Source organism: Verrucomicrobiota bacterium (assembly GCA_027622555.1).
In the GTDB taxonomy this organism is placed as follows: Bacteria; Verrucomicrobiota; Verrucomicrobiia; order Opitutales; family UBA2995; genus UBA2995.
In genome coordinates this window covers 31,170-42,540 of sequence record JAQBYJ010000042.1, presented here as the reverse complement: position 1 = coordinate 42,540, position 11,371 = coordinate 31,170, and the positions used below count along the sequence as shown (strand labels likewise).

The following is an 11,371-nucleotide window of genomic DNA, read 5'->3' as shown; positions in this document are numbered from 1 at the left end:
GCCTGAACTACGAACCAAAAAAAAGAAAACCTTCCTTCCGGAAGGCTTTTCGAACAGGGTCTATCTACATTGTGATGTCAGGCCCAACGGAACACAATCCGACCCACGTAAACTGGTTGCTCATATCCATGTTTGGATTTTGTTTTTTTCGCTCCATCGGCACTTCGGCCATGCAACCCTGGTTGTTCGATTTGCTGCCGGAAAAACTTCAAGCCCGCTATTTTAGCACCGACATGGCGGTCGTAAATGTAGCAGGGGTCATTACTCTCGTCTTCTGCAGTTTGACCTTCAAAGGACTTAGCAGCTATCATGCATTTTCGTCACAATATGCCTTGGCCATGGCAGGAGGATTGATATGCCTTGTGGGCTTGGCAAAACTGCCCGATGTAGCAAAGCCACAAAGTTTCGGACCGATTAGAATCATCAAAGAAGGACCCAAGTTATTGCTAAGCCCCGGAAGTTTCCGACAATACATGGTGATTTCTCTTATCTGGGTTGTCAGTGGCAGCGCGGTGGTTCCATTCAGCATCTACTTTCTCAAGGCAGAAGCAGGAATGAGCCAGACCAGCATTGTTTTGTTTACCGCTATCCAAAGTGTAGGTGGTATCGCGGGAGCTCTTATTATGAAAAACCGAATAGATCGATTCGGAATTCGCAGATCTTTTTTAGTGGTTATCATCCTCAATCTTTTAGTCTACCTGAGTTGGGTCATTATCATTTCTAACAGTATGACCTACCCCCAGCTTTCAGGGGCTCTGGTTTTAATACTTCCCCTCAATTATTTTATTTTGGGAGCGGCGGGCTCAACCTACTTCACCGCTCATATGAAGTATTTGGCATTTGTATCGGATCGAAGTGAACGGGCACTAAAGGTAGCCATGCTAACAGCAGTCGTTGGCTTTGCCACTGGCGTAGCATCCATAGGATGGGGACTTCTTTTCAAAAAAACTGGTGCTACGCCAACTATGAACCTCCCTGCCTTTCTCAGCTACTTTGTGTTCATCATCCTAATCCAATTGGCATCGATTCCATACCTCAGAAAGCTCACCGAGCCAGATCCCAGCGTTAAACCGCTCACCGATTCTTACGGGATCATGCGGCCCTTCCGATTTATTGCGACCTTGCCTGTTCTGCCCAGACGAAACCAGAAATGATATTCGTCCTTCCAGGAATGGGCGCCTCGACCGACATGTATTCCGGTCCATGGCGGGAATTGAAAGATGCTGTTTTCGTCAACTGGCCAAGAAATTCCACAGCTGAAAGCATTCCCGACCTGGCGGCTGAAATCATTGAGACCTATGCCATACAAAATGGAGACTCCGTAATCGGAACATCCCTCGGAGGCATGGTCGCTTGCGAGATAGCCAACGTGATTCAACTCAATCATTTGATCCTTGTAGGCAGCGCCGTTCACAAGAATGAAGTAAATTCCTTTCTGCAGTTCTTATCTCTGCTGGTTACAATCGCGCCACTAGCGTTTGTTCAAAAACTGGCCGGAAAAATGGGCTCCGACTGCATCCAGATGTTTGCTGACAGCGACCCTCACTTTATTCGAACCATGTGCCGCGCAATTTTCAGTTGGGAAGGACTCGTATCAAACATCAAACCTGTTCGCATCCACGGCACCCACGATCTTGTAATCCCCTCTCCGGAAGAGGTGGATTTGAAAATTACAGGAGGACATCTCATTGTCATGACTCACCCTGAAGAATGTGTGAACTTTCTCAGAAAAATGCTGACCTGATTTCAAGATTTTGTACCGTAATTTTTTGCATCAAGTCATGGAAATTTTCCTCAACATAAAATCACTGTTTCTTATAACGTTCCTTGCAGGAATACTTGGATTCTTTGGTTCAATCATTCTGGCGCGGAAGGTCATCGAGTCCGCTTCGGAAACAAATACGTTTTCCGATATCTCCAGGTTACCACAAGCTGAGGTGGCTCTTGTGCTCGGTTGCCGAAGGTATCTTTCTGATGGCAGGAAAAACCTGTTCTTCCACAATCGTACCGAAGCGGCAGTTGATGTTTTCAATGCCGGTAAAGCTCACACCATTCTCGTAAACGGAGATAACCACGTCGAGCACTACAACGAACCTCAGGATATGAAAGACGCATTGATGGAACGAGGCATCCCGGAGGCCAGGATCGTATGCGACTTCGCTGGATTCAGTACACTCGACTCGGTCGTCAGAGCAAAGGAAATATTTGGACAAGATATGCTCATTGTCATCTCCCAGGAGTTTCACAATCGCCGGGCAATATTTATTGGGAAACAAAGGGGAATGGCACTGGAGGGTTACAATGCCCGGGAAGTTAACACACTTAATTCCTTTAAAACCAAACTCCGCGAGGAACTCGCCCGCGTTAAAACGGTGTTGGATATCTGGGTGCTCAATCGACAACCCAAATTTCTGGGTGATCCTGTCTATATTTCCTCTAACCAATAAAAAAACTTACCGCCTTGTCATAATTCATTCGCGCACTAACTTGCCTCACGATGACCGGAGAGATGGTTTTTATTTTTGCTCTTGTAGTTGTCGCTGCAGGACTTTTGGCAAGTAATCGAATCGGCTTTGATGTAGTCGCATTGATGGTGATTGTCACCCTGATGCTCAGTGGCATTATGACCATCGACGAGTCACTCTCCGGATTCGGTAATCCGGTAGTCGTCCTGATAGCAGCGCTTCTGGTGATAGGCGAAATGCTGGATCGAACGGGAGTTGCCCGAGCAGTAGGAAACTTGATTTTATTAAAGGGCGGCCAAAGCGAAGGTAAACTCCTCATTCTCATCATGCTGATGGCGGCCGTATTAAGCAGTCTGATGAGCTCGACCGCGGTGGTAGCCGTTTTCATACCCATCGTCCTGAGGATCTCATCCAATACCGGTCTAAACAGATCCAGATTTTTAATGCCGATGGCTTTGGCTGCTATGATCAGCGGCATGCTTACTTTAATAGCCACTCCACCAAATCTGGTAGTTCACGAGGCCTTAAGGGAAGCAGGGTATCCAGGTTTCAGCTTCTTCGGTTTTGCTCCTATCGGCCTCATGGTACTTCTATTTGCGATTATTTATATGCTTACAATCGGAAGAAAATTGTTATCGAAAGGAGAAAAACAGGAGGAAGTGTCCGGGGCAGATAGATCGATCAACGAATTATTTGAAGGCTTTCGTTCCAAACAGATTTATGAAGTATACCAAATAGGACCAACAGCAAAGTTAGCCAATCAAAGGATTGGAGACAGTGGAATAAAGTCAGAATTTAATTTATGGGCTCTCGGCATTCATCGACGAGGAAAGATGGGCGAGAACATTTTCATCGACCTGAATGCAAGAAGGGAAATCAAACCCAATGACCACATCGTAACCCTGGGTTTACCGGAGAATCATGAGAAATTCCTCCTCGAACCTGGTATTTCGAAAGCCAAATTCACAAGTAAACAAAGCGAACAATGGCTCTGGGAAATGGGTGGAGCGGTTGTCCTTATTCACCCTGAATCTTCATTAATCGGCAAGAGTATCAAAGAGCTAAAGTTTAAGGACCGCTTTGGTCTGCAGGTCCTGGGCTTGCGGAGAAATAAAGTGCCAATCGAAGACTTCGAAAACACGAAGTTGCGTAATTCCGATAGTCTATTCGTTGGAGGAAAATGGGAGCGAATTAACAACCTCAATATCAGGTCCCGCGAATTTATCGTTTTGGAAGAAGCCAGGGAGAAACAGGAAATCATACCGGCTTTCCGAAAATTGCCGATAGCACTATTGATTCTGTCCGGCCTTATTGCAGCAAGCGTGTTAAATATCATCCCTTTAGCGGCCGCTTCCATAATAGCGGGACTCGCCGCCCTTTTTACTAGATGCCTCACAATGGAGGACGCTTATCGGGCGATCCACTGGAAGAGTTTGGTTTTAATCGCCGGCATGTTGCCCTTAGCCGCCGCACTCGAAAAGACCGGGGGCATAGAACTGATTGCAAGCACACTTTTAAATGTGTTGGGCGACGCCGGGCCCAAGACAATTTTGTCGGCGTTGTTTCTAGTAACGGCATCCATTAGCCTAATCCTATCCAACACAGCCTCAGCCGTATTAGTAGCACCCATTGCTCTGACTCTGGCAAAAATGCTGGAAATATCGCCCTATCCCCTCTGTTTAGCGGTGCTAATTGGAGCCTCTTCCGCATTTGCCACACCCATTTCAAGCCCAGTAGTCACGCTGGTGGTGGAACCAGGTCGTTATCGATTTATGGACTTTGTAAAAGTTGGCTTGCCATTGATGGGCATGGTCTGGCTGGTGATGCTACTGATCGTTCCTCTGCTCTATCCTTTCTAGAAAGAGAGTGCCTTGGTTTTCTCACAATTGGATGTAACCCGAATGCGAAGAGCAGAATCTGAAAAGCCGAAACAGATTATTTTGCAAAAAACCGAACGGCAGCTATAGGTTGTAACAATGAATCTCAATCAGGTCACCCTACCCGTTAAAAACGTTCCCGAAGCATGCATTTTTTATAGAAATATGGGGTTCAGACAGATCGTCGATTCGCCGCACTATGCACGCTTCGAATGTCCGGAAGGCCACTCGACCTTTTCACTCATGCTTGACGAAAAATCTTTCAAGAATGGCGCCACTATTTATTTCGAACATGAAGAGCTAGACGCCTGGGTAATAGAATTGGCATCCAAGGGGTTCGTATTCGATCAATTGCCTACTGAAATGAGTTACCTTTGGAGAGAGGCCATTTTGCACGATCCATCGGGAAACAAAATCAAACTCTACTTTGCAGGAGAAAATCGCAAGCACCCACCTTGGCGGGTAGACATTTGAGTCAGGCAAGTTATTGAACCTTCATATGAATGCGGCGTTTGGCAGAGTGGAATATAGATCAACTGATCGGTTTGAACAGGAATACATCAATGAAATGCAGGAAGAAAGCTTTCAGCTTGTTCAAGTTCACAGGTGGTGGAACGACTATGTAAATATCTACGATAAAATCGAATACCCCCTTTATCTGACCGGAGAGAGCAATCTTCTCAGACACCATTTGGAAAACCTGGAAACCGGCTTTACCCGAAGTGTGGAATTCAGAGACGACCTGCTAATGGCACTTGTTGATTATCCGAAAACCTTGGAGGTATTGTCTATTTTAAGTAAGAACCATGAGTTCACATGGAATCTCTTTCAGACGACTTCTTCGGGCATTGAAATACCGATTGGAATGATCGAAAACGGAGAAGTGAGCAAATCAGCGATCACACATATGACGGATACCATTAGTTACTATAAGTTCCCGGAGAAAGACTTGTCGAATACTGAGCTGCAAGATCGAATCTACCATAACTATTTTGACGAAAACGATAAGCCCATTTTCGATTCGTGATCCTGGAAACGCGAAGGTACATGCACTTTTGCAGAATTACCGACTACGCTCTCGTTGAAGGTCTCGCCGAACAGGGCACCGCAGAGTTTTAAAAAAGCAGGTCTGTTATTCCGGCTATTCACGCTTGCTTATCCCTATCGTCGAAGTGTTTAATTCGAGATCAAGGAACCAATCTAAACTTCGCATTACCCCTAATTTAGAATGAGATGAATCGAAGAAACTTTATCAAAACTACCACGACAGCCGTTGCAGGAAGCGCTCTTGCAGGATCCTTAACTGCCCAACCATCCAACAGTAAAGACAAGCAGCCTAACATCCTGTTTATTATGACGGATCAGCAACATTCCGGCATGATGAGCTGCACGGGAAACCCCTGGCTGAAAACACCTGCATTGGACTCACTCGCCGCTGAAGGAGTGCGTTTCGAAAATGCCTATGCCGCAAACCCCGTTTGTGTTCCCAGCAGAATGGGAATGGCAACCGGTATGATGCCTGGTCGTCTGGGTGCGCTGAATAACGAGGGAACCAAAATTGAAAAGCTTCCACCTGAAGCCAGTCAAAACTCCATGGGCAAACTCATGAAACAGGCTGGGTATGATACCTTCTACGGCGGTAAGGTTCACATGGCTCGGGAGCTAAATCCAAATGCAGATGCGGGATACGATCAGTATTTCAGAGACGAACGTGAAAAACTGCCGAAAGCCTGTGTGGATTTCATAAGTAAGAAACGAGAGAATCCATTCTTTGCCGTGGCCTCATTCATCAATCCGCACGACATTTGTTTCGCATACAATGCCTATAAAAAGCGGGAAAAAATGATGCCAGGAGTCAATGAACTATATGAACAGGCATCGAAGATTCCAACCAGCAAACTCCCTCCTCTGCCTGACAATTTTCAAATCCCTGCCAACGAGCCGGACGCACTCGCAGGAAACATAAAAGAAACGGCCGTGACTCCGAGCGGCATCATGCGTCAAGTGTACGACGAACGTGAGTGGCGCATGTATCGCTGGATCTATTGTAGACTAACCGAGGAGGTGGACGGACACATAGGGCAAATACTAGATGGCCTCGAAACAGCCGGTCATAAAGACGACACCCTGGTTCTTTTTATAAGTGATCATGGTGACATGGATGCCAGCCACGGCCTTGCATCGAAGGGTGTTATGTATGAGGAGTCGGTCCATGTACCTCTCATCATGCGCCATCCAAAAACGATCCAAGCGGGTACCGTAAACCGATCACTCGCAAACATTGGGTTGGATATCCTCCCCACTTTCTGTGACTACGCAGGCATAAAGCTTCCAAATCATTTTCTTGGAAAGAGTCTCCTAAACATGGATACCACCCGCCCTTACGTTGCCTCTGAAAATCATTGGTCTCGCATGATCCGTAGTGAGCGCTACAAATATTGCGCTTACAGTGAAGGTGACCTCAGGGAGTCACTCGTTGATCTAGAAAACGATCCAGGAGAGCTTGTAAACCTGTCGATGGACAAACGGTTCGAAGGAGAATTAAAACGCCACCGTAATTACCTGAAAAGCTGGGTAACCCTCTCACATGACAAACATGGGGAAGTTTACCTGTTATGACTCTAATTGAGAAGATTAGCCGAAAGATTCTACCATCTGGCTCATGGTTTTAGTGATTTTTTTGTACGAGTTTTTTCGTCCTGGACTGACAAAGAAGAACAATGATCCTACCGCCGCTCTGGTGATCTTCCCAATTCTGGTTGGTTCAATAATCTTTGGTGTTTGGCCGGGATTTGCTCTAATGGTAGGTGAAGCCTTTTTCGAAAACACATCCAAGATAAGACTCATAGGCGATGTTAAATTCCTTCTCTCAATAACAGTAATAATAACACTAGGTTTGGTCGTTTTCCCATTCTACTTTTCGATTAAATCTAAACGTCTCGCTACAAAAGAATTAGGTTCCTAAAAGTTTTTGATATCAGCACTCGATGGAGAATTTTTCCACTTATAACTTGTCCCTCAAGCACTGTTTACTCAGGTTCACTCTACTTCAAAAAAATCAATAATCCCTATTACCATGCTCACTCAGCGACTCACACTTATTTCAATACTCATTATGACCTTTGGTTGCACACCATCCTCTGATACTGAATCCTCATCTACAACTGCTCCATTACTCCGCCATGTAGTGCTGTTTAAATTCAAAGACGCGGCCACACCGGCCCAAGTTAATACCATTGTAGAGGCATTCTCAGATCTACCGAAAAAGATTTCCTCGATCGTAGATTATCAATGGGGAACCGATGCCAGCATTGAAGGGAAAGCGAATGGGTTTACCCATTGTTTTTTGGTTAGCTTTGCGGATGACGCAGGACGGGCAGAGTACCTCCCCCACCCGGCGCATAAGGAGTTTGTTGAATTACTCTTGCCGTCGCTGGACAAAGGAACCGTGGTGGACTTCTGGGCGACCGATTCACAAGGAGTATCCGACACGGACGGAAAACTTCGTCACGTGGTACTGTTTGATCTAAAAGAAGGTACGACCGACGAGTCGTTATCGGCGATTCAAACCAAGTTCACTTCCTTACCCGGGGACATCCCTGAAATCGCAGCCTATGAATGGGGCACCAACAACAGCCCTGAAGGATTGGATGACGGTTACTCACATTGCTTTCTCGTCACCTTTGAAAACGAGGCAGGTCGTGCCGCCTACATACCCCATCCGTCCCATAAGGAGTTTGGAGGCATCGTTAGACCGAATGTTGAGAAGGTGTTGGTGTTCGACTTTTTCAACGGAAAATAAAATACAAAATCGTCAGCAAGCTAACTCCTACAGTTTATGGATCGATAGTCGAAGTGTAGGAGCCACCTTGGTGGCGATTCGAACACAAAAAGTCTGACATCGACTCGACGGAATTTCACGCAGACACCCACTATGCAACTCAACCTGAAATCGCTATTCTCAATAGTACTTGTAGCGTTCATCGTCGGCTGCGGTCAGAAGGCAGATAACGCAAAACTCTCATTCTGGGATAACCAAAGAAAGGGTGCAAATGGAGATGCCAACGAAGGGACCCTGGAATGGTTTCAAGCAGCGGAGAGTTTCGGAATCGAATACATCCGATTGTCTCCTGCGGATATGAAGTCAGACAGCAAGGACTTCCTCATTGGTGACATTGACCAGTATTCAGGAATTCCACCCAATGACCTTGCCCTGTTCAAAGCCGTTCTTGATCGAGCAGCACAAACCAACGTCAAAGTGGTTATCACTTTTTTCGGAATACCGGGGGCACGTTGGCGGCAGCACAACAACGGCGAGTTTGATTTTCGGCTATGGGAAGACTTCGACTATCACGATCAGTGTGCTCAATTTTGGACCGACCTTGCAACTGAGCTGAAAGATCACCCAGCTGTGGTTGGCTACAACATAATAAACGAACCGCATCCCGAGAGAAAAGATGGTTTTCAGAGCGGCCGGGCCGAGGAATTTGAAACCTGGCTAAAAATAAACAAGGGAACCGCAGCCGACCTCCACCTTTTTTATCAAACAATGGTCGATGCCGTCCGTCAGGTAGATTCGAAAACGCCCGTCATGTTCGATGCCCGATTTCATGCCAATGCTCAGGGATTCGATTTCTTCCAGCCCGTGAAGGGAAATGGAATTTTGTACGCGTTTCATTTTTACGATCCCTGGACTTTTTCTACCTTTCGCATAAATAACGGTCGTTTTTCCTACCCAGACAAAATGCCAACAGGCGACGGAGACAAGACAGTTCCATGGACGCGTGAAGATCTGGCAAAACAGTTTGAGCCCGTTCACAATTGGGCCAAGCGACATCAAATTCCAAATAAACAAATCGTCTCAGCTGAAATTGGCTGCAACCGGCAAGTAGATGGAGCACAGCAATACCTCACAGATGTAATACAGTTGATGAATGAGAACGATTGGCACTGGGCCTTTTACAGCTTCCGGTCCGGATCCTGGGATGGCATGGATTACGAGTTGGGCACTGAGAAACTTGGGTGGAAATATTGGGAGGGAATAGACGCGGGCAAGTCGCACTACGAAATGGTCAATCGCCATAATAATCCATTGTGGCAGGTCATCCTCGATGGTCTGCAAAACTAACACACCATCAGGAGTTTATTCAGCATTATTTTGAAATCGACTCGCGATTAAAATTGCTCCTACATTTTCCAATAAACAAGGTCTAGCTGGAACCTTGTTCGAGACTATTTAACCCCAATAATAAATTTTTCTCATGAAACGCCCCAATATCATTCTTATAATCACCGACCAGCAACGCTACGAAACAATCGCGGCTCTCGGATTTCCACACGTTAACACGCCCCATCTGGACAAACTGGTGAATGAAGGCGTCGCGTTCTCCCAGTGCCATGTGACGGCACCGTCCTGTGGGCCGTCAAGGGCCAGCCTATTTACAGGCTACTTTCCACACAACTCAGGTGCGCTTAAAAACAACGACCCCTGGCCTCGAACCTGGGTGCAAGACCTGAAAGACAACGGCTATTATTGTGTGAACATTGGTAAGATGCATTGCGATCCTTACAACGAGCTTCACGGATTTCACGAGCGCTTTGTCGTTGAGAATAAACAACGCCGCGAGTCAGAACTTATGTGGAAAGGCTCCCAGCACATTTTTGAAGATGAGTGGGACAAGGCCCTGGATCTACGAGGTTTCGACAGACCTGAGAAACCCTTTTATCGGGATTGGCCCGACACCAAAGAACGCCAGGGAGCTTATGAGTGGAAACTCCCCGAGGACCTCCATCCCGATACGTTTGTCGGCGACATGGCGCTTCGCTGGATTAACAAATCACCTTACGGGGCAGACAATTCCAAACTTATGCAATGGATCGACAAGGAGAAACAGCCAGCCGTTGATGACGAGCCACTGTTTCTACAAATCGGTTTTCCGGGACCCCACCCACCCTTTGATCCTGTTGAGCGCTATACGAAGGAGTATATGGAAAAAGACCTTCCTATTCTTCCAGTGACCCAGGAGGAAATGGATGCACAACCCGAGACGCTTGATTCCTTTCGCAAACGCCTCACCCAGCGTTTCGCTGACTCTATAGACTTTGATCCACACGCGTCGGACGAAGCACGAAAACTACAGCGGGCTTACTACCTGGCCAATGTTACCATGATCGATGAGAGCATCGGTAAGATCCTTAAACGACTCGAAGAAACCGGCGTTCTTGAAAATTCCGTGGTTATCTTTTCTTCCGATCATGGCGATTGCCTGGGAGATCACGGGTTGGTTGAAAAATGGACCATGTACGATTCTTCGGTTCGCGTACCTCTAGTGGTTTGGAGTCCCGACCGCTATAAAGGCGGGCGAAAGGTCGAAGCACTGACACAGTGGTTCGACATAGGCCCGACTATCCTCGAACTGGCGGGTCTTGAGCCACCAGTAAAAATGGAAGCCAAATCCTTAATGCCTTTTCTTGAAGATGACCCTAAGGCCGAAGAACGTGAGTATGTCTTTTCTGAACATGCCCAGGACCTCATGCTTCAAGATCTTGATCACTCATTGATGGTGCGGAACAAACGCTATAAACTGGTTGAGTATATAGGAAAAGATGCCGGCCAATTATTTGATCTGGAAAATGATCCAGACGAAATCAAAGACGTTTGGAGCTCACCGGATTATGCAGAAGTGAAAGCAGGTCTTCGCCAGGTACTTCACGAATGGTTTGTGACGAGCACTACCAAGGCAACGGGCTGGTGGAAAAATCCGGCAGCGAAGCGAAAGACTGAATAGTTTTTCAAACATACCCGCCTGACTCGCCGTTGCCTAGCAGAGGCGGATCTCACAACCGGAGGCCATCATTCGGCAGGGCAAGAGCGTCCTCGCCCTGCCGAAGGACAACAAGGAACACGCGGCACAGCAAGGATGCTGTGGCCCTACCATTTAAGATCGTTGTCGATTCTTTCCAGATTGAGTTTGCCTGTTCGAACAATTCTCACCACCATGCAATCTGTCTTCAATCCGACCCTGTAAA

The 11,371-nt window shown here is 46.8% G+C and carries 10 protein-coding genes; all 10 read left to right on the top strand.

Going from position 1 to position 11,371, the window contains the following annotated elements:
- Positions 1-1,154: hypothetical protein (locus O3C43_12535; protein ID MDA1067320.1), on the top strand; the 1,154-nt coding region annotated here is incomplete at its 5' end.
- A complete protein-coding gene (locus tag O3C43_12530) occupies positions 1,151-1,744 on the top strand; it encodes an alpha/beta hydrolase (protein MDA1067319.1) in 594 nt (197 codons plus the stop codon). The genes O3C43_12535 and O3C43_12530, both read left to right, overlap by 4 nt.
- A gap of 37 nt (positions 1,745-1,781) precedes the next feature.
- The gene (locus tag O3C43_12525; protein MDA1067318.1) at positions 1,782-2,447 is read left to right on the top strand and encodes a YdcF family protein; all 666 of its coding nucleotides are present in this window, start codon (positions 1,782-1,784) and stop codon (positions 2,445-2,447) included.
- A gap of 50 nt (positions 2,448-2,497) precedes the next feature.
- Complete coding sequence (locus O3C43_12520; protein MDA1067317.1) at positions 2,498-4,324, top strand: SLC13 family permease; 1,827 nt, start codon at positions 2,498-2,500, stop codon at positions 4,322-4,324.
- Between the two features lie 117 nt (positions 4,325-4,441).
- A complete protein-coding gene (locus O3C43_12515; GenBank protein ID MDA1067316.1) occupies positions 4,442-4,816 on the top strand; it encodes a VOC family protein in 375 nt (124 codons plus the stop codon).
- 25 nt (positions 4,817-4,841) lie between these two features.
- The gene (locus tag O3C43_12510) at positions 4,842-5,369 is read left to right on the top strand and encodes a hypothetical protein (GenBank protein MDA1067315.1); all 528 of its coding nucleotides are present in this window, start codon (positions 4,842-4,844) and stop codon (positions 5,367-5,369) included.
- A 206-nt stretch (positions 5,370-5,575) separates the two neighbouring features.
- Positions 5,576-6,961, top strand: a complete 1,386-nt coding sequence (locus tag O3C43_12505; protein MDA1067314.1) for a sulfatase-like hydrolase/transferase — start codon at positions 5,576-5,578, stop codon at positions 6,959-6,961.
- Positions 6,962-7,418: 457 nt separating this feature from the next.
- Positions 7,419-8,144, top strand: a complete 726-nt coding sequence (locus O3C43_12500) for a Dabb family protein (GenBank protein MDA1067313.1) — start codon at positions 7,419-7,421, stop codon at positions 8,142-8,144.
- A gap of 132 nt (positions 8,145-8,276) precedes the next feature.
- Positions 8,277-9,470, top strand: coding sequence for a cellulase family glycosylhydrolase (locus O3C43_12495; GenBank protein MDA1067312.1), 1,194 nt, complete (start codon positions 8,277-8,279; stop codon positions 9,468-9,470).
- A 133-nt stretch (positions 9,471-9,603) separates the two neighbouring features.
- Positions 9,604-11,130, top strand: a complete 1,527-nt coding sequence (locus O3C43_12490) for a sulfatase-like hydrolase/transferase (protein MDA1067311.1) — start codon at positions 9,604-9,606, stop codon at positions 11,128-11,130.
- The last annotated feature ends 241 nt before the right edge of the window (positions 11,131-11,371 follow it).

Coding starts and splice junctions, on each gene's coding strand:
- O3C43_12530 (MDA1067319.1), top strand. CDS start 1,151: ATGATATTCGTCCTTCCAGGAATGGGCGCCTCGACCGACATGTATTCC.
- O3C43_12525 (MDA1067318.1), top strand. CDS start 1,782: ATGGAAATTTTCCTCAACATAAAATCACTGTTTCTTATAACGTTCCTT.
- O3C43_12520 (MDA1067317.1), top strand. CDS start 2,498: ATGACCGGAGAGATGGTTTTTATTTTTGCTCTTGTAGTTGTCGCTGCA.
- O3C43_12515 (MDA1067316.1), top strand. CDS start 4,442: ATGAATCTCAATCAGGTCACCCTACCCGTTAAAAACGTTCCCGAAGCA.
- O3C43_12510 (MDA1067315.1), top strand. CDS start 4,842: ATGAATGCGGCGTTTGGCAGAGTGGAATATAGATCAACTGATCGGTTT.
- O3C43_12505 (MDA1067314.1), top strand. CDS start 5,576: ATGAATCGAAGAAACTTTATCAAAACTACCACGACAGCCGTTGCAGGA.
- O3C43_12500 (MDA1067313.1), top strand. CDS start 7,419: ATGCTCACTCAGCGACTCACACTTATTTCAATACTCATTATGACCTTT.
- O3C43_12495 (MDA1067312.1), top strand. CDS start 8,277: ATGCAACTCAACCTGAAATCGCTATTCTCAATAGTACTTGTAGCGTTC.
- O3C43_12490 (MDA1067311.1), top strand. CDS start 9,604: ATGAAACGCCCCAATATCATTCTTATAATCACCGACCAGCAACGCTAC.